Annotated in this window: 22 protein-coding genes and 1 tRNA gene; 17 read left to right on the top strand and 6 right to left on the bottom strand. The window is 46.1% G+C overall.

Annotation, left to right across the window (positions count from 1 at the left end; translation table 11 throughout):
• The first annotated feature begins 43 nt into the window (after positions 1-43).
• Both VC159_RS07185 and VC159_RS07180 read left to right on the top strand, forming a co-directional pair.
• The gene (locus VC159_RS07185) at positions 44-2,260 is read left to right on the top strand and encodes a malate synthase G (RefSeq protein WP_323473168.1); all 2,217 of its coding nucleotides are present in this window, start codon (positions 44-46) and stop codon (positions 2,258-2,260) included.
• Positions 2,261-2,329: 69 nt separating this feature from the next.
• Positions 2,330-2,821, top strand: a complete 492-nt coding sequence (locus VC159_RS07180; RefSeq protein WP_215359851.1) for a hypothetical protein — start codon at positions 2,330-2,332, stop codon at positions 2,819-2,821.
• Here VC159_RS07180 and VC159_RS07175 read toward each other — a convergent pair.
• On the bottom strand, positions 2,808-3,182 hold the full coding sequence (locus VC159_RS07175) for a hypothetical protein (RefSeq protein WP_323473167.1): 375 nt from the start codon (positions 3,180-3,182) through the stop codon (positions 2,808-2,810). The genes VC159_RS07180 and VC159_RS07175 overlap by 14 nt on opposite strands.
• Positions 3,183-3,441: 259 nt before the next feature.
• Here VC159_RS07175 and VC159_RS07170 point away from each other — a divergent pair, with 259 nt between their 5' ends.
• The 4 genes from VC159_RS07170 to VC159_RS07155 are packed head-to-tail and all read left to right on the top strand — an operon-like array spanning position 3,442 to position 6,692.
• Entirely contained in the window at positions 3,442-4,647 is a 1,206-nt protein-coding gene (locus tag VC159_RS07170; RefSeq protein WP_215360350.1) for an MFS transporter, read from the top strand.
• 25 nt (positions 4,648-4,672) lie between these two features.
• Complete coding sequence (locus VC159_RS07165) at positions 4,673-5,359, top strand: dienelactone hydrolase family protein (RefSeq protein WP_323473166.1); 687 nt, start codon at positions 4,673-4,675, stop codon at positions 5,357-5,359.
• A 5-nt stretch (positions 5,360-5,364) separates the two neighbouring features.
• Positions 5,365-6,174, top strand: a complete 810-nt coding sequence (locus tag VC159_RS07160) for a hypothetical protein (protein WP_323473165.1) — start codon at positions 5,365-5,367, stop codon at positions 6,172-6,174.
• Between the two features lie 17 nt (positions 6,175-6,191).
• A complete protein-coding gene (locus tag VC159_RS07155) occupies positions 6,192-6,692 on the top strand; it encodes a hypothetical protein (protein WP_323473164.1) in 501 nt (166 codons plus the stop codon).
• On the opposite strand, the gene VC159_RS07150 is transcribed toward VC159_RS07155, so the two are convergent.
• Both VC159_RS07150 and VC159_RS07145 read right to left on the bottom strand, forming a co-directional pair.
• Positions 6,678-7,988 (bottom strand): APC family permease, encoded by a 1,311-nt coding sequence (locus VC159_RS07150; RefSeq protein WP_323473163.1) that lies wholly within the window; start codon positions 7,986-7,988, stop codon positions 6,678-6,680. The genes VC159_RS07155 and VC159_RS07150 overlap by 15 nt on opposite strands.
• 86 nt (positions 7,989-8,074) lie before the next feature.
• A tRNA-Leu gene (locus VC159_RS07145) sits at positions 8,075-8,161 on the bottom strand.
• Positions 8,162-8,316: 155 nt separating this feature from the next.
• On the opposite strand from VC159_RS07145, the gene rnr reads away from it, so the two are divergent.
• From rnr to VC159_RS07130, 3 genes are read left to right on the top strand one after another with little or no spacing between them, the layout of a single operon-like run.
• Entirely contained in the window at positions 8,317-10,701 is a 2,385-nt protein-coding gene (rnr, locus tag VC159_RS07140; RefSeq protein ID WP_323473162.1) for a ribonuclease R, read from the top strand.
• A 20-nt stretch (positions 10,702-10,721) separates the two neighbouring features.
• A complete protein-coding gene (gene rlmB / locus VC159_RS07135; protein WP_323473161.1) occupies positions 10,722-11,489 on the top strand; it encodes a 23S rRNA (guanosine(2251)-2'-O)-methyltransferase RlmB in 768 nt (255 codons plus the stop codon).
• Positions 11,490-11,504: 15 nt separating this feature from the next.
• Positions 11,505-11,690 carry a DUF2892 domain-containing protein gene (locus VC159_RS07130; RefSeq protein ID WP_323473160.1) on the top strand — a complete coding sequence of 62 codons (186 nt, stop codon included), beginning with the start codon at positions 11,505-11,507 and terminating at the stop codon, positions 11,688-11,690.
• On the opposite strand, the gene tal is transcribed toward VC159_RS07130, so the two are convergent.
• The gene (gene tal, locus VC159_RS07125; RefSeq protein ID WP_216191249.1) at positions 11,691-12,668 is read right to left on the bottom strand and encodes a transaldolase; all 978 of its coding nucleotides are present in this window, start codon (positions 12,666-12,668) and stop codon (positions 11,691-11,693) included. It abuts the gene before it with no gap.
• Positions 12,669-12,761: 93 nt separating this feature from the next.
• Here tal and rpiA point away from each other — a divergent pair, with 93 nt between their 5' ends.
• Positions 12,762-13,472 carry a ribose-5-phosphate isomerase RpiA gene (gene rpiA, locus VC159_RS07120; protein ID WP_323473159.1) on the top strand — a complete coding sequence of 237 codons (711 nt, stop codon included), beginning with the start codon at positions 12,762-12,764 and terminating at the stop codon, positions 13,470-13,472.
• Positions 13,473-13,744: 272 nt separating this feature from the next.
• Here the strand turns inward: rpiA and VC159_RS07115 are convergent, their stop codons facing one another.
• Positions 13,745-14,017: an oxidative damage protection protein gene (locus tag VC159_RS07115; protein ID WP_215359870.1), complete on the bottom strand. Its 273-nt coding sequence runs from the start codon at positions 14,015-14,017 to the stop codon at positions 13,745-13,747.
• A 41-nt stretch (positions 14,018-14,058) separates the two neighbouring features.
• Positions 14,059-15,423 (bottom strand): amino-acid N-acetyltransferase, encoded by a 1,365-nt coding sequence (argA, locus tag VC159_RS07110; protein ID WP_323473158.1) that lies wholly within the window; start codon positions 15,421-15,423, stop codon positions 14,059-14,061.
• Positions 15,424-15,476: 53 nt separating this feature from the next.
• On the opposite strand from argA, the gene hrpA reads away from it, so the two are divergent.
• The 7 genes from hrpA (at position 15,477) to glnA (ending at position 25,757) form a co-directional block, all read left to right on the top strand.
• Positions 15,477-19,511, top strand: coding sequence for an ATP-dependent RNA helicase HrpA (gene hrpA / locus VC159_RS07105; protein WP_323473574.1), 4,035 nt, complete (start codon positions 15,477-15,479; stop codon positions 19,509-19,511).
• Positions 19,512-19,580: 69 nt separating this feature from the next.
• The gene (locus VC159_RS07100) at positions 19,581-20,618 is read left to right on the top strand and encodes a cytochrome D1 domain-containing protein (protein WP_323473157.1); all 1,038 of its coding nucleotides are present in this window, start codon (positions 19,581-19,583) and stop codon (positions 20,616-20,618) included.
• Between the two features lie 8 nt (positions 20,619-20,626).
• Positions 20,627-21,415 carry a polysaccharide deacetylase family protein gene (locus tag VC159_RS07095; RefSeq protein WP_323473156.1) on the top strand — a complete coding sequence of 263 codons (789 nt, stop codon included), beginning with the start codon at positions 20,627-20,629 and terminating at the stop codon, positions 21,413-21,415.
• Between the two features lie 3 nt (positions 21,416-21,418).
• On the top strand, positions 21,419-22,390 hold the full coding sequence (locus VC159_RS07090) for a sterol desaturase family protein (RefSeq protein WP_323473155.1): 972 nt from the start codon (positions 21,419-21,421) through the stop codon (positions 22,388-22,390).
• A 29-nt stretch (positions 22,391-22,419) separates the two neighbouring features.
• On the top strand, positions 22,420-23,289 hold the full coding sequence (locus VC159_RS07085) for an EI24 domain-containing protein (protein ID WP_323473154.1): 870 nt from the start codon (positions 22,420-22,422) through the stop codon (positions 23,287-23,289).
• Positions 23,282-24,142: a competence/damage-inducible protein A gene (locus VC159_RS07080; RefSeq protein ID WP_323473153.1), complete on the top strand. Its 861-nt coding sequence runs from the start codon at positions 23,282-23,284 to the stop codon at positions 24,140-24,142. Before VC159_RS07085 ends, VC159_RS07080 begins: the two co-directional genes overlap by 8 nt.
• A gap of 199 nt (positions 24,143-24,341) precedes the next feature.
• Positions 24,342-25,757 carry a type I glutamate--ammonia ligase gene (glnA, locus tag VC159_RS07075; protein ID WP_216232696.1) on the top strand — a complete coding sequence of 472 codons (1,416 nt, stop codon included), beginning with the start codon at positions 24,342-24,344 and terminating at the stop codon, positions 25,755-25,757.
• The last annotated feature ends 14 nt before the right edge of the window (positions 25,758-25,771 follow it).

Raw genomic sequence — 25,771 nt, 5'->3', positions numbered from 1 at the left:
ACCATATTTATTAACTTTCGCTTTAGAGACAAAGGTTCACAACATGACTGCGCGCACTACTTGCAATAGCCTCCAGGTGGCAACTCCCTTATATCGATTCATCGAAGACAAAGTACTTCCAGGTACCGGTATTAAGAGTGCCGATTTTTGGAAAGGTTTTGATGAGATCGTGAAAGACCTCACACCAAAAAATGATGCCTTGCTCGCAAAGCGCGACCGCATTCAGTTGGATTTGGACAAATGGCACCAAGCCAATCCAGGCCCAATCAAGGATATGCCTGCATACCGTAAGTTTTTGAAAGAGATCGACTACTTAGTTGATGTCCCAGGAAAAATTACTGCAACCACCAAGAATGTAGATGATGAGTTGGCTCTGCAAGCTGGTCCTCAATTAGTGGTCCCGGTACTTAATGCACGCTATGCCTTAAATGCTGCTAATGCACGTTGGGGCTCTTTATACGATGCCCTCTATGGCACTGATGTTCTCTCAGAAGAAGATGGCGCAACCAAGACTGGCGCTTACAACCCAATTCGTGGCGCAAAAGTAGTTGCATACGCTCGTAATTTCTTGGATCAGGCTGCGCCTTTGGCAAAAGGTTCACACCGTGATTCAGTTGCTTATTCTGTTGATGGTAATAAGCTGTCCGTTAAATTAAAAGACGGCACTACAACAGGTTTGGCTGATGAGAAGCAATTTGTTGGTTACCAAGGTGAGGCAGCAACACCAAGCTCTATCTTGTTGCGCAATAACGGTGTTCATATTGATATTGAAATCAATAAGACAAAAACGATTGGTGCTAGCGATCCTGCAGGCATCAATGATGTTGTGCTTGAGGCTGCGCTCTCCACTATCTTGGATTTGGAAGACTCGATTGCTGCCGTTGACGGTGACGACAAGGTTCTTGCTTATGAAAACTGGCTAGGCATCTTAAAAGGTACTTTAGTTGAGGAAGTGAAGAAGGGCGATAAGACGATTACTCGCTCACTAAACCCAGATCGTAAGTACAAGGCCGGTATCGGCGCTGTTGATGCAAAAGACGGTGTGGTAACTTTGCATGGCCGTTCACTCTTGTTCCTGCGTAATGTTGGTCATTTAATGACAAACCCAGCCATCATTACTGGCGAAGGTAAAGAAATCTACGAAGGTATCTTGGATGCGGTAGTGACTGTATTGATTGCTTTATACGACATCAATCGTCCAGCAAGCCAAACCATTGGTAATACTCGCAAGGGTTCTGTTTATATCGTGAAGCCAAAAATGCATAGCCCAGAAGAAGTGGCTTTTGCAGGCGAGCTCTTTGGGCGTGTTGAGAAATTACTCGGCTTACCAGCAGACACTGTGAAACTGGGCATCATGGATGAAGAGCGTCGTATGAGCGCCAATATCAAAGCAGCTATTGCTGCTGCTGGCGCGCGCGTAGCCTTCATCAATACTGGCTTCCTGGACCGTACTGGTGATGAAATGCACACAGCGATGTATGCAGGTCCAATGATGCGTAAAGGTGATATGAAAACCAGCAAGTGGTTATCCGCTTACGAGCGTCGTAACGTATTTGCAGGATTGGATTGTGGCTTGCGTGGCCGTGCTCAAATCGGTAAAGGTATGTGGGCAATGCCAGACATGATGAAGGCCATGGTTGAGCAGAAGATTGTTCACCCTAAAGCGGGCGCAAATACCGCTTGGGTACCATCGCCAACGGCAGCAACCTTGCATGCGCTTCACTACCATCAAGTAAACGTAGCTGAACTCCAAAAAGAAATGGAAAAGCTCGATACAGCAGCTGAAGCTGAAGCGTTAATTAACGACTTGTTGACTATTCCAGTAGTTGAGAATGCTAACTGGTCTAAGGAAGAGATTCAGCAAGAATTAGATAACAACTGCCAAGGTATCTTGGGTTATGTGGTTCGTTGGATTGACCAAGGTGTTGGTTGCTCTAAGGTTCCTGATATTCATAACGTAGGCTTGATGGAAGACCGTGCGACTTTGCGTATCTCCAGCCAGCACATCGCTAACTGGTTGCTCAATGGCATTGTGACTGCTGATCAAGTCAACGAGAGTTTGCAACGTATGGCTAAAGTGGTTGACGGTCAAAATGCCGGTGATTCTTTGTATCAGCCAATGATGCCTAACTACCAAGATTCATATGCCTATAAAGCGGCGAGTGACCTGATTTTCAAAGGTCTTGAGCAGCCTAATGGCTATACAGAACCTTTGTTGCATGCATGGCGCTTAGAGGTTAAGAAGGCTCAAGCTAAGTAAGTACGCTAAGCCTCTAAAAAGAATGGATTTGCCCATAAAGCAAATCCATTTTTTATTGGGCACAATCAAATGTTTGGATTTCTAAACCCCTTCTCTAAATCTTCTCAGTTTCCATTTCAATTGAATGATGGCGGTAGGGAGGCGGCTGGCTTTAAAGGCGGCGCAGGAGATTGCGTTGTGAGATCCATTGCCATTGCCGCAAGCCTGCCTTATATGCAGGTCTATGAGGATTTAAGACTGGCAAATGAGAGTTACGCCCAACTAAAAAATGACCGCCTTGCTAAAAGGCTCAATGTCAAAGGTTCATCACCCAGGAATGGCAATCATCGGAATGTATTTCATGATTACATTGTGGGTTTAGGTTTTGAATGGGTGCCCACCATGAAAGTAGGGGCGGGCTGTCAGGTACATCTACGCCCTGAGGAGCTGCCCAAAGCAATACTAATTGCTAAAGTTTCCAAGCATCTCACGGCAATTATTGATGGCGTGATTCACGATACACACAACCCATCCAGGGGCGGTAATCGTTGTGTCTATGGGTACTACATTAAGAAGCGGTAGGATCGTTTTGATGGTGCTTGAGGTTCCAGGCTGCCTTATAAGAGCTAGTCATTCCAATCATGCCTGAAGTTGTCCATGCAATGGAGAATAGTCCGGAGAAGGAAATAAAGAAAGCCAGACTTTTCCAGCCTGCCGGCAGGACATCCGGAACAAAGCCTACGGTGGTGTAGCAACTCCCCGCAAACATTAAGGCCTGTATGCCACTGTCAATTAAACCTATCTGCGTAATGTAAACCGCCCAGATAACAATCTCTATGAGATGAATAATGGCAATGAAGAGAAATGATAGGTAGAAATGAAAAAATACCCAGTCATATTGTTTTTTCTTGAGGTTTTGATTGGTAAATTTTTCAAAACGCATGATGACAAAATTAATGCCGCTGCCATGAAAAAATAGAATAATGATCAGACCCGCTATTCCATAAAAAGTATCCCTAATTAGTGGGAGAAGGGGGATCCCCACGAGGGTTGATTGGGTTATAGCGTCGGGGGTGATTAGCATAAATTTATGGGGATATTAATCAAGTTCAGATCAGCAAATATTCTTACCAGGGTTGATAATGGCATATCAAATAACCCAAGTAAAGTAGCCCTTGAATAACGCCCCCCACACAGCCGAAATGAAGAAGCAAGAACGCTTCTTTTTATTTTCATTGGCGGGTATTCAGTTCACCCATATCCTGGATTTCATGATCATGATGCCATTGGGCCCTGATTTCATTCGGGAGCTCAATATCAATACGCATCAATTTGGTCTGCTGCTGTCTTCTTACACTTTTGCCGCTGCGATCGCAGGTGTATTTGCCACCTATTACATTGATCGATTTGAGCGGAGGCAGTTGCTTCTGCGTTTGTATATTTGCTTCATTATTGCAACGATAGCTTGTGGGTTTGCTCCAAACTATCACATGCTATTTATCGCCCGTGCATGCGCAGGTGCCTTTGGAGGCATTCTAGGATCTTTGGTGCAAACGATTGTGGCTGATAGCATTCCTTTTGAACGCAGAGGTAAGGCGCTGGGTACGGTCATGGCTGCTTTCTCCGTTTCAACTGTTGCAGGCGTACCTTTGAGTTTGTTCTTGGCCAACCACATTAGCTTTTTAGGCTGGCGCGCTCCGTTTATGTTTATTGGACTCATCTCGATATTGATTCTATTGATTGGATATCGCTATATCCCTAAAATTTCTGGACATTTGCATCACGTCCAGGAGGGTAGTCGCTTCAAGCAAATCTACGAAGTCTTTGTTGCCCATCGCCATCTTCGCGCCTTTCTGTTTGTAGGGCTAATTATGCTGACTGGATTTACTGTCATTCCTTATATTGCTCTCTATCTCACCGCTAACGTTGGGATCGAAAATTCCTACATTTCCCTGATCTATCTTTGTGGCGGTTTGGCGACTTTGATGAGCTCAAGATTTATTGGACACATGGCGGATAAATATGGCAAGGTCAAAGTATTTCGCATACTAGCCATCATTAGTTTGATACCGATCTTAGTAACAACCAATTTAATACCGGTTCCTTTATGGGTGGTACTTGTTAATCAGACCGCTTTCTTTGTCTTGATTTCTGGCCGAATGATTCCGGCCATGGCTATTGTGAGCCAAATGGTAGAGCCCAAAATTCGGGGAACCTTTATGAGCTTAATTGGCTCAGTTCAGATGTTAGCTTCCGGCATAGCATCAGTAGTAGCAGGCCTAGTGGTCACAATTACAACTAATGGCAGGATGGAGCATTACAACCTAGTTGGTTATGGGGCTGCTATTTGTGGCTTGCTCACTTTTTGGGTTGTGGGATATATTCATTCGGATACGAAAAAAGCGTAAGAACTAAAGAACATAAGGAGACCTCATGATTGAATTTAAAAGACCCGATGGACAGACGGTACAGGGTTACTTGGCTGAGCCAGTTGATAAAGCAACCGCTCCTGGCGTGGTCGTTATTCAGGAGTGGTGGGGTCTTGATGATGAGGTGAAGGCGGTTGCTGATCGCCTTGCTAAAGCAGGGTATCGCGCATTAGTTCCGGATTTATATCGTGGCAAGTTGGCGATTGAAGCCAATGAAGCTGAGCATTTAATGGGCAACCTAAACTTTGGTGATGCGGCTGGTCAAGATATTCGAGGTGCAGTTCAGTACTTAAAAGCTACTGGTAGCGCAAAGGTAGCAGTAACCGGATTTTGTATGGGTGGTGCGCTGACCATTTTGGCTGCTTGCAATGTGCCGGAGCTCGATGCCTCTATAGTTTGGTACGGCAATCCTCCTTTGGAATATGTCAATGCGGATGCTATTAGCAAGCCAATGTTAGGCCACTGGGCTATGCATGATGAGTTCTTCCCAATTGCTGGTGTAGACCAGTTGGAGCAAAAGCTAAAACAAGCAGGCGTGGATTATGAATTTCACCGCTACGATACAAAGCATGCCTTTGCAAACCCCAAATCGGATGCACGCGGATTGGCTCTCCTAAAGTACAACGCTGAAGCAGCACAGCTGGCCTGGGAGCGTACGCTCAATTTTCTACAAAAAAATATTAATAGCTAGGTCTTATGAATAAAAGTACTCGTGAAGATGCATTCTTTAATTGGATATACAAGAAAAGTAATGTCCAGATTCTTTTAATCTTAATTCTCTTCTTTGTTGCCTTGTTGGATCTGATGCCACGTGTACTACAAACCATCCCGATCTTTGCACCTACACAAGATAGCACTCGATTGGGTTTGGGTCTTTTTGGATCCATCATCACGCTTAGCGGCTTGTTGATTGGTTTTTTGCTCAATCAAGCACAAAGCAATTTTCGCGAGGTGCAAACACTAGTATCGCAAGAGGCTGGACGCATTAATAACCTAGATCGTCTCCTCACCCGATTTGGCGATCCATCCATTGCGCCTATTCGTGTTGAGCTATTTGACTATATGAACTCGATTGTGAATGACGAGTGGGCTCTATTGCAAAAGGGTGAAGGCAGCTCCAAGACCCATATGTTGTGGCGCGGGATTTCTAGACAATTGATGTCAATTGAACCCCAAACTAATCGTCAAACGGCAATGTATACCGATATCATCAAAAAATCTGAAGAGGTTGCTGAGAGTAGAGAGGCTCGCATTGAGCGCTCCAATATCCGCTTGCCGGGTTTATTTTGGATAGTCATTTTGATCTGTATGTTCGCCTTAATGGGCATCAATACTCTCTTCTTGCCTTCAGATTCATTCTTCTTGGGATTAAAGATCTTGCCTATTACTATGGGTGCGCTGATATCTTTGTTGGTGATAACCGATCAGCCGTTTAAGGGTCAGAATTCCGTTCAGCCCGACTCTTTCTATAAAATTATCGAATCTATTAAAACTCGTAAAGAGTAATATTTTCCTGAATCAATATGCACTTATTTTCTGAAAATCTTGCCGTAGAAATTTCTTCCTATTACCGTAATTTAGCTTTGGGGCATGGTGTTGTTCCAAAGGTATTTACTTTGGTAAATAGCGAGGGAGATCAATACCTATTCTTTATTGATGATCTCCCCATGAAGAGTGACGATGAGCAGAATCAATTTCTTGCATACATCGTGCAAGCACATGAGGCCGTTTGCTATGCCCGCGGGACCTTGGTTATTGTTGAAAAGAATCAACAATTTATTGAGTTTGCAGTCATTGATCGGGATGATGCAGATGCGATTGTTTGCTCAGCCCAGCTCACTAGGGATATGGACGATAAGCCGATATCCTTGGGTGAGTTTGATAAGACCTTGGTGAAGAAGGGCTCCATCATCTTTGGCGGTCTTTTTGAGCCGATTCAGCTATCAGAAGACAAGACTGAAGATTTTGAAAGCCTGTGGGTGGAGATGAAGTCTAAAATCTTGCACCGCTCAATGGGGCTTTAATTTCTTCCTCAGAAATTTACGAGAAGTTGCTTCAATTGCAAAAGATCCGATTAGGGCGATCACTAGAGCAATTGCACTATTTGGCGCAGTCTCGATCACATTGATAAATAGGGTAGTAAACAAACTCAGGTTGATGATGATTGCGGCCCAGAGCGGCCATAGTTTTGCGCCAGTTTGTTTGCGTACGCGAATGTGTCCGTAAGTAATAGCGGCATACACCAATAAAAAAGCAAGACTCGCCATTTTGCCCACAACATCTAGCGGAAATGCCAAGACCAAAGCAATCACTAAGAATGCAGACACAGTTAAAGCTCGGAACTCTGTTTTTAGGACTGAGTCACCTAAAGCCTTAGAAACAGAATTTTTGTGTGCCATATCAGCTGCAATATTGGATGCGGCAAAAATAGTGGCGTTAAGCGCAGCGGCACAGGCTAGAAGGGCAGAGGCGCCAATCACAATAAAGCCTGTTTTCCCAGATACGATTTGAGCTGCATCGGCCAATACGTGACCGTTGTATAGCGCCATTTGAGTAGGGGAAAGTAGCAGTATCACTGCGGTACTAACTAGTACATAAGCAATTGTTACTAAAATCAGTGCTGAGAACATGGCAAGAGGCAGCTCTTTTTGGGGTTCTCGCATGGCGTTGGAGGAGTTAGTCACAACTCCAAAGCCTTGGTAGTTGATATACAAGATACCGGTGGCGATCGCAATGCCATTGAGAGACCAGCCAGAAAACTGAAATGCGCCAACATTGGCTACATGAATGCCTTCAACAGAAAACAGTAGCAGGGCAATTGTGACAAAGCCAATCGCCAACATTTCGGCCTTGCCAACAATGTTGGGGCCCAATAAGTTAATGCCGGTACAAAGAATGACAATAACGGCGCCAACTATTTTTACCTCTAGTGAAGTTAGATTTCCGCCTAGTAAAGTGTTTGCGTATTCCGAGAAGCCGGCAGCGTAAAGAGCGGCTGCAATGAGATAGGCAATGTATTGGAATATATTCAGACCACCAGAAATGACCCCAGGACCAAAGCTCATCACCGTGAATGTCGCGGCGCCTCCGCTGCTGGGAAAAGTGGCGCCTAATTTGGCGTAAGAGTAGACCGAAAACGAGGCAGCTATAGCACCAACTAAAAAGGCTAGGGGAATATGCGATCCCGCATGGGCGCCAGCGGTACCCAGAAGGGAAAACAACCCAGCACCCATCATTCCGCCAATGCCTAGAGCGGTAGCCGAAAAAAGACTAATTCGATTGCTTGTCTGGCTCGAATTCTTGAGTAGAGTGGGGTTCAATTGGCTTTAAGCGTTTGTTTATTGGCGGGATGCAACAATAGAAGGAAACCTCATGTTAAGGGTCTTAGGGGTGACTTTAAGCTATTTGGTGCCCAGGAAGGGACTCGAACCCCCACAACCTTACGATCGCCAGCACCTGAAGCTGGTGCGTCTACCAATTTCGCCACCTGGGCATGCCTTTATTATAGAGGGATGAGCATTTCTTGGTCATTTCTGGCCTGATTTGGCTTTTTCCCTTCAGACTTGGTGGTTTGATACAGTAGCCTTATTCATAACAAAAATAGATATCAGCAGATATATACAGGGCATGTATTGCCGAAGGAATTAAATGCGTAAAGCAAAAGACTTGGTGCCACGTGAGGCTGACCGTTTGGGAACAGTTCAGGGGCATCGAGATGGATTTGGATTTGTCATTCCCGATGATGGTGGCGAAGATATCTTTCTATCCGAAAGAGAAATGTCTCGCGTCATGCACGGAGATAGAGTCAACGTCAGAGTATTGGGAACAGATCGACGTGGTCGTCCAGAAGGGCAGATTGTTGAAGTAGTTCTGCACGCTAATAAAGTAGTGATTGGCCGCCTCTTAAATGAAAACGGTGTTCTGATTGTTGCGCCTGAAGATAAGCGCATTGGTCATGACATTTTGATTCCGCCTAAGGGTCAAGGACAGGCGAAGCTAGGTCAGGTTGTCAGCGTAGAGATTATTGATTACCCAGATAGTTATCGTCAGGCAGTTGGACGTGTAGTTGAAGTATTGGGTGAGATTGACGATCCCGGTATGGAAATTGAAATCGCTGTACGTAAGTATGGCGTCCCCCATGAATTTTCTGCTGCCGCCATGAAAGAGGCTGCGGCATTGCCAGACACAGTCCAGCAATCTGATCTAGAAGGCCGCGTTGATTTACGTGATGTGCCTTTGGTCACCATTGACGGTGCTGATGCACGTGACTTTGATGATGCTGTCTATTGTGAGCCGGTCATGTATGGCCAGACCAAAGCCTGGCGCCTGATCGTGGCGATTGCTGACGTATCTCATTACGTCAAACCAGGTCAGCCATTGGATGACGAGGGATTACTGCGTGCTACTTCAGTCTACTTCCCAAGACGCGTTATCCCAATGCTTCCAGAGAAGATCTCCAATGGTCTTTGCTCACTCAATCCAGGCGTAGACCGCCTGTGTATGGTGTGTGATTCTGTCGTAGATAACAACGGTATTGTGTTGGCTTACCAGTTTTACCCAGCGGTAATGCACTCAGCACAACGTTTTACTTATGACACTGTTTGGGAAATTCTTTCTAACAGCAAGGGTCCAGAGGCAACACGCTTTGCTCAGTTCCGCCCATTGCTGGGTAACCTATATTCGCTTTATAAGATTCTATTGGCTGCTCGTGAGAAGCGGGGTGCTATTGAGTTTGAAACTACCGAGACTCAAATTATTAGCAATGAGCTTGGCAAGATTCTCCGTATTGAGCCACGTCTTCGTAATGATGCCCACCGCTTAATTGAAGAGTGCATGTTGACTGCAAACGTTTGTGCAGCTGACTTTATTGAAAAAAATAAGCACCTTAGTCTGTATCGTGTGCATGGTGAGCCATCAGAAGAGAAGTTGGTTACTTTGCGTCAAGTTCTGAGAACTTCAGGTCTGTCATTAGGCGGTGGCGATAAACCTAAGCCACGTGACTACGCTAAATTGATGCGTGAAATCAAGGAGCGCCCCGATGCCAATATGCTGCAGTCAGTGGTATTGCGCTCCATGCAACAAGCGATGTACCAGCCCGACAATGAAGGCCACTTTGGCTTGGCTTACCCAGCTTACTCACATTTCACAAGCCCGATCCGCCGTTATCCTGATTTGCTAACGCATCGCGTGATCAAATCGATTCTGCAGAAAAAGCCTTACGTTCCAGTATTGCCGCCGATGGTGCCTCTCAACTTAACTTTGCCCCGTAAGGGCAAAGGTCGTGAGAATGCAGTCAATGCCAAGAAATCTCAAAGTGATGCCAAAGCAGGGGTAGCTAAGGGTGCCAAGCCTCCTAAGGGTGCCAACGCCGCATTGCCAATCTGGGGCCAATTGGGCGTTCATTGCTCATCCAATGAGCGTCGTGCTGATGAAGCTTCACGTGATGTAGAAGCTTGGCTCAAGTGCTACTACATGCGTGACCATTTAGGTCAAGAATATGCTGGTACTGTCACCGGCGTTGCAAACTTTGGTTTATTTATTCAGCTAGAGAATCTCTTTGTCGAAGGTATGGTGCATGTCACTGAGCTTGGCGGAGATTACTTCCAATATGACGAAGCGCGCCAAGAATTGCGTGGAGAACGTACTGGTATTCGCTATCGCTTAGGTGATCGTTTGCATGTGTTGGTCAGTCGCGTTGACTTAGATGCGCGCAAGATTGAATTTAGTCTTGTCAAATCTGTTGGCGCAGAACCCGGCGGATCTTCCAATCGCCGCCAAGTTTTATTGGCAACAGATACAGGCAGACCAAATAAAAAAGCAGCCCCTCAAAGAGGTCGCTCAGACAACAAGGTGCCACAAAAGACTAGCGGCATTAATGTCAATGCAGCTAAATCTGCTGGAACTTTAGGGGCTAATCAGTCTAAGAGTAAAGCTACCCGAAAAAATGGTAAATCCGCTAAGCCGGGTAGATCTGTTGGTAAACCAGCGGGCACTAAGCCCCCAGTTCGCAGTACTAAAGCGCGCCGTAAATAAAGATCGATTAGAAAAATAAGATGAAACAAATATTAGTAGGTTTTCATGCGGTACAAGCGCGCTTAAGGGTGGATCCAGATAGCTTGAAGTCTGTGTACTTTGACTCCGGCCGTCGCGATAGACGCATGGGGGATTTTTTAAAGCAGGCAGAAGAGACTTTAGGTGAACGTTTGCATGCCGCTGACGCTGAGCGCCTACATAAGCTGACAGGCCATGATCGCCACCAAGGTGTTGTTGCTTTGGCTGAAAAAATGACTGTGGCACGCACCGTCACTGAAGTGGTTGAAGATGCTGAGAGTGCTCAGAAAAAACCATTATTTCTGGTTTTAGATGGCATTACTGATCCCCATAACTTTGGCGCTTGTTTGCGTGTTGCAGATGGCTCTGGCGTAGATGCCGTAGTGGTTCCTAAAGATCGCTCAGCATCTATTAATGCAACTGTTAGTAAAGTGTCTAGTGGTGCATCAGAAGTGATACCAGTCATTACGGTTACCAACCTCGTTCGTAGTATGAAAGAGATGCAGGAGGCGGGTGTTTGGTTGATCGGTACCGATGACGAGGCCACCAAATCAATCTATGACCTCGATCTCACGGGCCCGATTGCGATTGTGATGGGGGCTGAAGGTGAGGGTATGCGCCGTCTGACAAAAGAAACCTGTGATGAGTTGGTACGCATTCCTATGCAAGGAGCTGTCTCAAGTTTGAATGTATCCGTTGCAAGTGGCGTATGCTTGTATGAGGCATTACGACAGCGCCTAGCCAAAACAAACGACAAAGCTGCCAAGTAAAACAAGGAGCTTCATATGAAATGCAATATCGGACATACTGATCGCGTTCTACGAATGACTGTTGGCGTCACGCTGATGGGCTTAGCTGGTTTTGGCATTACTGGCCCATGGGCTTGGATTGGCGTCATTCCCCTCATCACGGGAATGATTGGTAATTGCCCTGCTTATTCAATACTAGGCATTAATACCGCCAAGAAGTAATTACTTAGCTAGTAGCGCTTCCAACTTCTCAGTATCTACGCAGAAGTTCCGAATCCCTTCAGCCAGTTTCTCGGTAGCCATTGCATCATTGTTGAGCTGCAGGCGGAAACTAGATTCATCAAGCTTTAAGGGTGTTATACCCTCTGTCTGAAGCGCGGCTTGGGCATTAGCGGGAATTAGCTTTATCTCAACTGATGCATTTCTGCTTTGAAGTTCAGCCAATAGCTCTGGGCTAATAGTCAAAAGATCACAACCAGCTAACTCTAGTATCTGACTGGTATTTCTGAAGCTAGCCCCCATGATTTCAGTAGGGATACCAAAGTGCTTGTAATAGTGAAAAATTCTCTTAACGGAAGTCACGCCAGGATCATTCGCTCCACCATTTGCGCTATCACTCCAGTTGGTACCTAACTTGGCTTTATTCCAATCGGTAATACGACCCACAAATGGAGAAATAAGTTTCGCATTGGCGGCTCCACATGCAGCAGCTTGTATGAGGGAAAAAAGTAATGTCATATTGCAATGAATGCCTTGCGCCTCTAATTCCTTGGCAGCAGCAATACCTTCCCATGTGCCAGCTAATTTAATCAAAATGCGTTTGCGATCGATGCCATGAGACTCATAAAGGGCAATTAAATGCTTGGCTTTAACAACCGTTCCTTTTGTATCGAAGGAAAGTCTGGCATCCACCTCAGTAGAAACGCGACCCGGCACAATTTTCAAAATCTCTAAGCCAAATGCAACCAAAATGTAATCGACTAAGTCGGTTGGGTTCATGCCTGGATGGGCTGCTTTGACTGACTGCACTAAATCCTGGTAATTGGTTTGCTGTGCAGCCTTCAGGATCAGCGAAGGGTTGGTAGTCGCATCTTGCGGCTGAAAAGCCTGCATGCGCTCAAAATCGCCTGTATCAGCCACAACCGTGGTCAGTTTCTTGAGTTGCTCAAGTTGGCTTAGTGAAGAAGGGGTGCTATTCATGGGCTTACTCGCTGCTCTAGGATGGTTTTCTGATAGATATCATATGATAGATGGATTAATTACTCAGTTCTAGTAAAGGCATTTGATAGCTATATGACTCAAGATCAACTAAAGCAAATGGTAGGCGAGGCGGCTAGAGACGAAGTGCTTAAGCTTCCTGCAGGACAGGTCTTGGGCGTAGGAACAGGCTCGACCGCAAACTGTTTTATTGATGCGCTAGCCCCACACAAGGATCATTTTGCAGGTACGGTATCAAGCTCTAATGCCACCACTGAGCGCTTACTTAAGCATGGCTTTAAGGTTCTTGATCCAAATGATGTGCAAGGTCTGCCTGCTTATGTGGATGGTGCAGATGAAATCGATCCTTTGGGACATATGATTAAGGGCGGCGGCGGAGCGCTTACCAGAGAAAAAATTATTGCCTCCATGGCAAAGCAATTCATTTGCATTTGCGATTCATCAAAACAAGTGCCGGTGCTAGGCAACTTTGCATTACCAGTAGAAATCATTCCTCTTGCAAAAGGCGTTGTGAGTCGTGAGTTGGAAAAATTAGGCGGTAAAGTCACCCTACGTCTGGCAAAGAGCACTAGAGCCGATCTCAATCAAACTCCGAGTGAGCCTTTTGTAAGTGATAACGGTGGTTGGATTTTGGATGTGGCAGGCCTAAAGATCTCCAATCCACTGCAGATGGAGGAGCAAATCAATCAAATTGCTGGAGTGATCACCGTCGGACTGTTTGCAAAAGAAAAGGCCAATATTTTGTTGGTTAGCAACGCTGCTGGTGTAGATAGAATTGCGCTGTAGAAATTAAAAAACCCGACGGGGTATGCCCATCGGGTTTGTCTGCCATGGTATGCATGGCGCAGATAATCGGAAGGTAATTAGTTCCGATATCTATGAGTGCACAGATGCACTCATCTTAAGTGGCTTTCGCCAATGTGAGTGGGACACTACTTCTGTCTCACCACAGCTTCATCCTACGCTTATCGTTGGCAGTGTCAACAGCAATTCAAAATATATTTTTCAATAAATCACATGCTGCAACACGGCAAACTTTATTTGCAAACTATATTTACTTAGTCTGCAGGCGGAACGTAACCTTGAGCCATATCAGCACCACCCTCAAAGAAGTACTTTTCTACCTGCTTTAGGAGGTACTGGCGTGCGCGGGGGTCTGCCATATTGAGGCGGTTTTCATTAATGAGCATGGTTTGGTGCTTTAACCAAGCTGCCCAAGCTTCCTTAGAGACTTGATTCCAAACCTTTTTACCTAGCTCGCCTGGAAGCGGGGCAAAATCCATTCCCTCAGCTTCTTTATTGAGTTTGATACATTGAACCATGCGTGCCATCTGTAATACCTTTCTAGTATTTCTTCAGTTTCTTAAATTACTTATAGATCTTTAGTTAAAACCATGGACTTGCGGTCCCAGTTATAAATTTGTTTTCTTTCTTCAGGCAGATCATCGACCGTTGCCCGTTTAAAGCCACGCTTTAAGAACCAGTGCTCAGTTCTAGTAGTGAGAACAAATAATTTTTTTATACCTTCTTGCTTAGCGCGCATTTCAACACGCTTGAGTAGACGCTCGCCATCACCCGACCCTTGAACATCTGGATCAACAGCAAGACAGGCTAATTCACCAACGCCATTTGGAAATGGGAAGAGGGCGGCACAACCAAAGAGAACGCGGTCATGCTCTATCACTGAGAAGCGCTGAATATCACGTTCAATCACGTCTTGTCCACGAGCCGCCAAGATGCCTTCATCTTCCAAAGGCATCGTCAACTGCAAAATACCGCCAACATCATCTTGATTGGCTTCACGTAAGTTCTCGATATCAGATGAGGCTAGCATCATACCAATGCCATCATGGGTAAAGAGCTCTTCGAGGAGCGCTCCATCCTGATTGCAGGGCAAAAAGTGTACCCGGCTAACGCCTGCCCGTATTGCTCTGCCAGAGATACTGAGCAAACTCTTCATGCCGAGATCCATGTCTTTGTTCTGGGCAACATACTCTTGCAACTGAGGCATAGATAGTTCAGTGATGAAATCACCTTCATTATCTTTAAGGCCTGCATATGGACTCAGGAAGATTAACTTATCCGCCTTAAGGGCAGCAGCAGTGGATGCAGCTACGTCTTCGTATGCCAGATTAAATGCTTGGCCTGTTGGTGAGAAACCTAAAGGTGATAACAACACAATCTTGTTGCTATCCAAAGACTGCCTAATAGAACCAGAGTCTACTTTGCGGACCAATCCGGTATGGATGTAGTCAGTACCCTCTACAACACCTACTGGCATTGCAGTAATGAAGTTGCCAGAGATCACAGAAATGCGTGAGCCAGCCATTGGGGTGTTTGGTAATCCGCGACTAAATGCTGCCTCAATATCAAGACGCAATTCACCGGCGGCCTCTTTAACGCACTCTAGTGCAGCTGCATCGGTAATCCGATAGCTATGCAGGGCGCTCTTGCCAAACTTACTTTTAATGTTCCGGAGCATGAGCTGCTCTTCAATCTGTGGGCGGATACCGTGAACCAGAACAATTCGCATGCCCATCGCATGGAGCATGGCGATATCTTCAATCAGGTTCTCAAGACCGATTTCTTGGACGAGTTCACCTGCAAAGGCGATAACGAAGGTCTTCTCACGGAAGCTATGAATGTAGGGCGCAACATCGCGCAACCACCCCACGAAAGGGAAGTTGGAGGTCGTTTCTTCGGCCATTAAGGCCTGGTTCGGTGCATTTGTTGGCATAGTGAGAAAATTATAGGGTGCAAGAGCCTATAAACCAACAAAAACCCAAAGCAATGCCACAGCCTGTGCCTGCTTCCAACACCTCACGTAAGCTAGAAATTCGCTTTCCAGAGGAATTGCCGGTCTCTGGTCAGCGTCAGCTGATCAAGGATGCCCTGCAGAGCCACCAGGTGGTGATTGTGTGCGGTGAGACTGGTTCGGGCAAGACCACCCAGCTTCCGAAGATCTGTTTGGATCTGGGGCGAGGCACGATTAATGGCGGCAAGCTCATTGGCCATACTCAACCACGCCGGATTGCAGCCACCGCTACGGCCAAGCGCATCGCCCAGGAGCTAGGTTCGCCCATTGGCCAAGATGTGGGCTACCAAGTTCGCTTTGCTGATAAGACTAGTCATACCGCTTCTATCAAACTGATGACCGACGGTATCTTGCTAGCAGAGACTCAGCGCGACCCTCAGTTACGTACTTATGACACGCTCATCATTGACGAAGCGCATGAACGTAGTCTGAACATTGATTTCTTATTGGGTTATCTGAGGCAGCTACTCCCAAAGCGACCAGATCTCAAGCTGATTATTACCTCGGCAACCATCGATGCCCAGCGTTTTGCCGAACACTTTGCCATTAATGGCAAGGTGGCACCCGTTATCGAAGTCAGCGGTAGATTGTTTCCGGTAGAGCAACGTTATGCACCGCTGGAGCCGGATGCCAAGCCGGATGGCAAAAAAGAATCCAAAACCGCCAAGGAAATCCCGGATGCGGTGACGGAAGAGATCGCCAGCTTATGGCGAGAAGGAGCAGCGGGCGCAGGAGACGTATTGGTCTTCTTGCCGGGCGAGCGTGAGATACGCGATTGCGCAGAAGCCTTGCGTAAAGACCATGTCTTGCAGCAACGCTTTCATCCCGAGATTCTGAGTTTATTTGCTCGTCAATCCGTCGCTGAGCAAGAGAGGGTCTTTAGCCCAGGCAATGGGCGACGAATTATTCTGACAACCAACGTTGCGGAGACCTCGTTAACAGTACCGAACATTCGGTATGTGATCGATAGTGGTCTAGCGAGAGTCAAACGCTACTCCTATCGCAATAAGGTAGAGCAGCTACAAATTGAACCCATCTCGCAAGCTGCTGCCAATCAAAGGGCAGGGCGTTGCGGACGTGTATCCGATGGCATCTGTGTTCGCTTATATGGCGAGCAAGATTATCTAGGACGGCCTAAATTTACTGATCCAGAGATATTGCGTAGCTCATTAGCTGCAGTGCTGTTGCGCATGAGCTCCTTACGCTTACCCAAGATCCAGCATTTCCCCTTCATTGATAAACCCTTGGGTAGAGCGATTGCCGATGGCGTGCAACTTCTAGACGAATTAGGCGCAATTGAATTTGATGAATCAGAGCCTGCAGATGGCAAGGATATTAATAACAGCTTTAAGCTCACGGCCATTGGCAAACAATTAGCAGACTTACCCCTTGATCCGCGCATTGGCAGAATGCTCTTAGCTGCTAAAGAGCAGAATGCCTTAAAAGAAGTCACCATCATCGCATCCGCTTTGGCTACGCAAGATCCGCGTGATCGTCCCATGGATCAGGCTGCCGCAGCTGATCAAGCCCACCTTCAGTTTGCTGATGAGCGCTCTGAGTTTCTGAGTTTCGTCAAACTCTGGAATTGGTATCAAGATGCCTTACAACACAAACATAGCAATCGACAACTTGAGAATCTGTGCAAAAGTAAATTTCTGTCACCACGTCGCTTGCGTGAATGGCGCGATGTTCATGGTCAACTGCACACCATGCTGGGCGAGAAGGGCTGGAAAGAAAATTCTTTGGCCGCAACATATGAGCAGGTACACCTTTCTTTATTAACAGGCCTGCTCGGATATGTGGCCAAAAAAGAAGAGGACGAGAAATCTCAAGATCGCAATAGCAAAACAGGTGGTTACGTAGGCGCGCGTGGTATTCGTCCATTCATTTGGCCTGGTTCTACTATTGGCAAAAAGGCAGGCGCCTGGATCCTAGCTGGAGAGCTGCAAGAAACGAATCGCATGTATGCCAGAACGATTGCGAAGATTGAGCCGCAATGGGTGGAGCGTGTTGCTGCGCATCGTCTGATTAAATCCCTTAGTGATCCTTTCTGGGATAACCGTCAGGGTGAGGTGATGGCTTTTGAGCGGGGCACTTTGTATGGCTTGCCGATTTATCATGGCCGTAGGGTTCGATATGAACCACACAATCCCGAGGAAACTAGGGAGTTATTTATTGGCCAAGCCCTGGTGCAGGAAGAAATGTTTGGGCGCATGGATACCCCCGCGCTCCAGCGTGAAACAGAAGCTGATGCCAAGAAAAAATATCCTAATGTGTTTGGATTCTTTTGGCATAACCGCCGCTTGATTAAAGAAATCGAAGCTTTAGAGCATCGCTCTCGTCGGCCCGATGTATTGGTAGATGATGAGTTGCTATTCGCTTTTTATGAATCTCGAATACCTAAGGAAGTGCGTAGTCGTGAAAGTCTTAAAGCATGGCTAACGAAAGACAGAAATACCGAAAAAGATCTTGATACTCAACTTCGCCTAGAAAAAGCGGACTTGATGCGCCATGAAGCCGCTGGTATCACAGTGGATCGCTATCCAAAGACGATGTTGGTCGGTGGTGCACAGCTGAGTCTCACCTATCACTTCGAGCCTGGCAGCCCAAAGGACGGCGTGACTCTGGTTGTTCCTTTAACCCAGCTTAATCAAGTGGATGGGCGTCGTTGCGAATGGCTTGTCCCTGGTATGTGTGAAGAGAAGGTATTGCTCCTCCTTAAATCACTTCCGCAGAAATTAAGGCGCCATTGCGTGCCGTTGCCAGATTATGCAAAGTCCTTTCTTGAGCGTAAGTTAGAAGAAAAGCAATTTGGCGTTGGGGACTTTCTGGATAGTCTGATCGGTGATATTCGCAAAGAGCGCGGCTTAGAAATTAAACGCACAGACTTTAGGCCAGAGGCATTGCCACTCCATTCCTCGATGAATTTCCGTTTGATTGACGAACATGGACGCCAGCTCGAGGTAGAGCGCAACTTGGCTCGCTTACGTTCAGAGTATGGGCAGACCGCCCGTAATGCCTTCCAGGCCATTGCCCAAGAGACTGCTCAGGTCGAGTTGGGAATGGAGTTACCTCTAGGTGAAAAATCTAAACCCAATGCAAACGGAGGTGCCAATACCGCCGATACCACTCGTAAGGTCGAGCAGGGTGGCTACCGCGCTTGGGAGTTTGGTGAGTTGCCAGAAACTTTAGAGATCCAAAAGGGGAATAAAACTCTGTTTGGTTACCCCGCCCTAGTAGATCGCATTGACTTTTGTGATCTTGAGGTATTTGATGATTTAGAGGAGGCTCGCAAACAGCATGCTTTAGGACTACGTCGCTTATTTGCGCTGAGTAATAAAGATACGCTCAAAGCCCTGCAAAAACAATTGCCCGGTATACGTGAATTGGGTTTGCTATTTATCAATGTGGGATCGGTAGAGGGCTTGATTGATCAGATTCTGAATATTGCCCTTGAGCGTGCTTTTATGGCTGAGCAACTTCCAGTGAATGCAGAGCAATTCGCCGAGCGCCTTCAAGCCGGAAAACCGAGATTGGCACTTATTGCCCAAGAGATTTCTCGCCACGCATTAAATGCATTGCAAGCCCATGCAGATTTGCAGAAAAAGATTGCTAGTGCAAAAGCGGCTTCGCCAAGTGCCTATACCGATATACAGGTTCAGATGCAGGGATTAATCTTTCCTAAGTTTGTGGCGGAGATACCGTACTCCCAATTGGTGCATGTGCCACGCTACTTAAAAGCAATTGCGATGCGGATTGATAAATTACGATCAAATCCTAGTCGTGATGCCCAATGCCAAAAAGATTGGGAATCGGTTGCTCGTCCGTGGCAAAAACTGATGCAAGGGAATAAGGGGTCTGCCTCTTATGCGATGGCTGAGGATCAAGCTTTAACGGATTTTCGTTGGCAGTTGGAAGAGTTGAGGGTGGCTTTGTATGCTCAAGAGCTCAAAACCCCAACCCCCATGTCCTTAAAGCGGCTCGAAAAGGTTTTAACAAGCTTGCGCTAGGTCAATTCCAAGGCATATCCACTGGATTTAGAGGCCTATTCAGTCTCCCCAATTGCTTACAATGGAGGGATGTACAAATTTATCAAGATTAGAGGTTTTCGCACAATCGCGGCCTCTGCATTATTGGCGCTTCTGCTTGCCAATCAAACCGCTTTTGGACAAACCACTAGCCCCGTAGCCTCAGCAACTCCTGCAAATCAACCTAAGTTGGCGGTGATTCTGAATTCAGGTTCTGCATCTGTCAGTTTGATCGATATGAACACACGTGAGGTTATTAAAACAATCCCGGTTGGCAAGGAACCTCATCACCTCATGATGACCCCTGATCAAAAATCGTTATTGATTGCCAATGCTGCTGGTAATGATGTTGTATTGATGAATCCAACTACGGGTGAGTTGACTGGCAAGATTCCGAACATTATTGATCCATACCAAATCGGTTACTCCCCAAACCACAAATGGTTTATAGCTAATGGCAATCGCTTGGATCGAGTGGATATTTATGCTGCCGACAGTGCAAATCTTAAATTGGCTAAGACCGTAAAGCTAGGTAAGACACCTAGTCATATTGCTTTTACATCGGATAGCAAAATTGCATTTATTACTTTGCAAGACTCTAGTGAACTTGCCGCAATAGATCTTGAAACACAAAATGTATTGTGGGTCATGCCCACGGGTAAAGTGCCTGCTGGTTTGTGGATGACGCCTGGTGATCAATTCCTCTTAGTGGGTATTACGGGCGAAGACTATGTACAAGTAATTGATTGGAAAAATCGCAAAGAAGTAAAGCGTATCCCTACAGGGAAGGGTGCCCATAACTTCCGTCCTTTAGGGGACAAAAAGCATGTATTTGTAAGCAACCGTATTGCTTCTACGATCAGCTTGATCAATATGCAAACCTTGGAGAAGGTGGGCGACATCACAGGACTGCCAGCTGGCCCAGACGATATGGAAATTACTCCAGATGGTAAAACGATGTGGGTCACTTTCCGCTTTTCTAAAAAGGTTGGGGTAATTGATATCCCAACAATGAAGTTGGTAACGGTGATTCCGGTTGGTAAGTCACCACATGGTGTGTTTTTCACTCCAAGGGCTGGATGGGAGTAACCCTCAGCATGAGCCGCCAAAGTCATAAGGTATTCATCCGTATCGCAGCCGTGCTTATGCTCGGCTGTTTTTCAATGGGCGTTATTGCCCAATCTGCTCAATGCAGCAAGCAGGTTTATCTCACCTTTGATACTGGCAATATGTCAGTGGCTGAAAAAGTGGCTGAGATTCTCAAGCGGCAAAACGTAAAGGCTACTTTTTTCCTGGCCAATGAAAAAACTTACCGCGGCGACTTTGCTTTAGATGATTCTTGGAAACCCTTTTGGCAGCAATTAGCAAAGGAAGGCAATCATTTTGGTAGTCATACTTACGACCATGATTACTTTGTAAAGGATGGCCCTAAGGGACAGGTTTTTGAGAAGCCGCAATTTGGTCCAAAGGCGGGAGAAACTGTCTTGTATAACGAGGCAGCAATGTGTAAACAGATACGTCGAGTTGACCAGCGCTTTCAAGAAATGACAAATCAGCCGCTGCAGAAAATCTGGCGTGCGCCCGGAGGTAAAACTTCGCCTACCCTGATTCGAATGGGTGGTATGTGTGGTTATCAGCATATTGGCTGGGCACCTGCTGGTTTCTTGGGGGATGAGTTGAACTCCGAGAAGCATCCCAATCATCTTCTGTTGGACAAAGCGAGTAGAGATCTAAAGGATGGCGATATCACCATGGCTCACTTGGGTATTTGGTCTAGAAAAGATCCATGGGCACCTGCGGTTTTGGAGCAGTTGATTGTTAACCTGAAGGGCCGTGGTTTCTGTTTTGGACTACTACCCAAAGATTCAGCAAATCAGTCAAAATAAAGCATGGACCTCACTACCGTCACTTCCCTGATTGCGAATGCTTATGCCAGTGTTCAGGAGTTTTTGTTTTCGAATGTAGTAGGTCCGATTTTGTACCAATTTGATTTAATGTCTTGGGCCGAGGACGTATTTGATGGGATCGATTGGTTCTTGTTTGGTTGGGTTCAGCTCTTCTTAATTCTGGTTGTATTAAGAACGTGGGAGCGCCTAGCCCCAGCAGAAAAGCAAGAGCGTTTTTCAAAGTCGAGTAGGGCAGATGTTCTGTACACCTTATTTCATCGTCTGGGAATATTTCATGGCTTGATTTTTATATGCTTGTCTGGCTTCTTTTTTGAGATGGATTCCATCCTGCATGATTTCCGTTTTGATCGCCTGAATGTAGAGTCCTGGTGGCCAGGCGTGACCTCAGTTCCCGTCGTTAGCTTCGTGATTTACCTCATCATTCTGGATTTTGTCGATTTTCTTTATCACCGCGCATCCCATGCTTTTAACTGGTGGTGGCAATTGCATGCCTTGCATCATAGTCAAACAGTCATGACTGCCTGGTCAGATAATCGCAATAACATCCTCGACGACATCATGCGTGCAACCTTCATGGCTTTCTTTGCGCTATTGTTTGGTGTATCCCCAGGGCAATTCATCATGTTGATTGCGCTAAGCCAATTTATTCAAAGTTGGCAGCACGCCAATATTAGGGTTCACTTAGGATCTGCTAAATACTTATTGGTATCCCCAATGTTTCACCGTATGCATCATGCTGTGGGTTATGGGCATGAAGCAAGAGGTAAACCTGGAGTATTAGGCGGTTGTAATTTTGGTATTTTATTTCCGTGGTGGGATATGTTATTCGGAACGGCCATCTTCACTAAAGAGGTCTATCCTACGGGAGTCAGAAATTTAACTGTTTCAGAAAATATTCTCGCTCAACAATGGCAAAGCTTGGTGCGTGCCATTAAAGAATTCAAGCCTAAGTAGACTGCAAGTCTGCCGGCAATAGGAGTTGTATGGTCGGATTACCGCAAGTATTTAAATCGTTTGGCATGGCATTAGTTGGAACCATGCATCCGCGAATGTTATGGCTTAGCTTCAGGCCATTTTTGATCGTCTCAGTTTTATGGGGTTGCCTCATTTGGCTCACATGGACGCCAGCCTTAGAAACATTAAGCATTTTTCTAACAACCTCCGTCTTTACGAGCTGGATCCAAGAGGGTTTGGTTTGGGCGGGCTTTGAAAATGCTAGAGCATGGATTGCGCCATTATTTTTTGTCATGCTCATGATTCCCTTGATTACGATTAGCTTACTAGTCTTCATCGCATTTTCAACGGTACCCTCGATTGTGAAGATTGCCTCTAGGCAGTCACAATTTCAGGATCTAGAGTGCAAGAAGGGCGGCGGTTTCTTTGGCAGTTTGATCTATAGCCTATGGTCAGCCCTCATTTGTCTTGCGTTGGTGATGCTCACCCTACCTGTGTGGTGGGTTCCTCCACTGGTGGCTGTCTTGCCTCCATTGTTATGGGGATGGTTAACGATGCGCCTGATGTCATATGACGTTCTAGCAAAGCATGCCAGTTCAGAAGAGCGCGACCTTCTGCTTCAAAAATATCGCTGGCCTTTATTCTGTATGGGTATAGCCTCAGGCATGTTGGGCGCAGTGCCAACTTTCTTCTGGGCTACCTCTGCATTGGCTTTAGTGTTATTTCCAATAGTGAGCTTTATAGCCCTTTGGATTTATTCTCTGATTTTTGTGTTTGCTGCTTTATGGTTTAGCTACTTCTTATTAGATGCGCTCAAGCAATTGAGAGAAGAAGAGTTGGATCAAGCGCTCACAGTGCAATCTCGCGTTGTTGATATGGAACTGCCTTACCATGGTTGATGCAATTAAAAAAGTTGAAATAGAAGTGCCAAACAAAGCCCAACGTCGCTTCGGTTTAATCGTAATTGGTGATGAGATTTTGTCTGGTCGTCGTCAAGATAAGCACATGAGTAAGCTTATCGAGTTGCTCAATGAGCGCGGCCTCAGTCTTGCATGGGCTAAATACGTTGCTGATGATCCCGAGCAAATTACTGCAACACTCAAAGACAGTTTTGCAAGTGGTGATGTTGTGTTTAGTACTGGCGGCATTGGCGCGACACCGGATGATCACACCCGTCAATGCGCGGCACTTGCTCTGGGTACAAAAACTGAGTTACATCCAACTGCGCAAGAATTAATTGCTGGTCGCATTCAGTCGATGGCAGAAGGCGATCCAATCAAGTCGGATTTAAGTACTCCGGAAAATCAGCATCGCTTCAAGATGGGGGAGTTTCCGATTGGTAGTGAAATTATTCCAAACCCATACAACCAAATTCCAGGATTTCGGATTCAAGAGCATCACTTTGTTCCTGGCTTTCCGGTAATGGCCGCGCCGATGATGGCTTGGTGCTTAGATACTTATTACAAGGATCTATTCCATCAAGAAAATTGGGCAGAGCAAAGCTTCATCGTTCCCAAGGGAGTTGAATCTACCTTGACCCCCTTAATGGAGCGCATAGAGGCTAATTTTCCGGGGGTGAAGGTCTTTAGTCTCCCCTCTGTCGGTGACGCCTCTAAGGGGGGTGTTTATGCCCAGCGTCATATTGAGCTGGGGATTAAGGGCAATGCCAACCTTCTAGAAAGCGCTTGGATTGCCTTGAGAACAGGCACCCAAGAGCTGGGTTACGAAATCCACGACATCAGCCAGTCTTAGTTGCACTAAAAAGGTGCAAATAGGGGTATTTAGGCTTGTATGAGGGGTATTTCAGCACTTAAACAGTGCAATAATGAGAGTTCCCATTTGTTTGCTTCAGTAAATTACATACATCCAGTAGGCATGTTTGGTGCCTGGAATGAACAAGGGTGTATGCCTTAAGTTTTGATTCCGAATTTAGTTAATAGAGGAGATTTGCATGACGAAGACCGTCGCTGATGTGATGAAGTTGGTTAAAGAGAAAGAATGTACTTTCGTTGATTTCCGCTTTGTGGATACAAAGGGTAAAGAACAACACACGACAGTGCCTATCTCTGCTTTTGACGAAGATAAATTTGAGAGCGGTCATGCATTTGACGGTTCCTCTATCGCTGGTTGGAAAGGTATTGAAGCTTCAGATATGTTGCTCAAACCAGATCCAACGGCTGCTTACATTGATCCATTCTATGAAGAGCCAACCTTGGTTCTCACATGTGACGTTATTGAGCCAGCTGATGGCAAAGGTTACGATCGCGATCCACGTTCTATCGCTAAGCGCGCTGAAGCGTATTTGAAGAGCACCGGCTTAGGTGACGCTGCTTACTTTGGTCCAGAGCCAGAGTTCTTCATTTTTGATGGCGTGCGTTGGGGTGCCGATATGCAGGGTTGCTTCGTGAAGATTGATTCCGAAGAAGCTCCATGGTCATCTGGCGCTGAAATCGAAGGTGGTAATACTGGTCACCGTCCAGGTAAAAAAGGCGGTTACTTCCCAGTTGCTCCTGTAGATACATTCCAAGATATGCGTTCTGAAATGTGCTTGATTCTTGAATCATTGGGCATTCCAGTTGAAGTTCATCACCATGAAGTTGCTGGTCAAGGCCAAAACGAATTGGGTACAAAGTTCAGCACATTGGTACAACGCGCTGACTGGACTATCTGGCAAAAGTACGTTATTCAAAACGTTGCTCATGCTTATGGAAAAACAGCAACATTCATGCCTAAGCCAGTAGTTGGCGATAACGGTTCTGGTATGCACGTTCACCAATCTATTTGGAAAAACGGCGAGAACTTGTTTGCTGGTAACGGCTACGCAGGTTTGTCTGAGTTTGCATTGTTCTACATTGGCGGCATCATTAAGCACGCTAAAGCATTGAATGCAATTACAAACCCAGGTACAAACTCATACAAGCGTTTGGTTCCAGGCTTTGAGGCTCCGGTGAAGTTGGCTTACTCAGCACGTAACCGTTCTGCTTCAATTCGTATTCCACACGTTCCTAATCCTAAGGGTCGTCGTATTGAAACTCGTTTCCCAGATCCATTGGCTAACCCATACCTCTGCTTCTCTGCATTGATGATGGCTGGTTTGGACGGTGTTCAGAACAAGATTCATCCTGGCGAAGCTGCTGACAAGAACTTGTATGACTTGCCGCCAGAAGAAGATGCAAAGATCCCAACCGTTTGCGCAAGCTTGGAAGAGGCATTGGACGCATTGAAGAAAGATCACGAGTTCTTAACTCGCGGTGGAGTATTTACTGAATCTATGATTGATGCATATATCAATTTGAAGATGGAAGATGTCACACGTTTCCGTATGACTACCCATCCAATCGAATTTGATATGTACTACTCCCTGTAAGCGAAGGAGAGAAC

The organism is Polynucleobacter sp. JS-JIR-II-c23, assembly GCF_035011225.1.
GTDB lineage: Bacteria > Pseudomonadota > Gammaproteobacteria > Burkholderiales > Burkholderiaceae > Polynucleobacter.
This window is presented reverse-complemented; position numbering and strand designations above follow the sequence as displayed.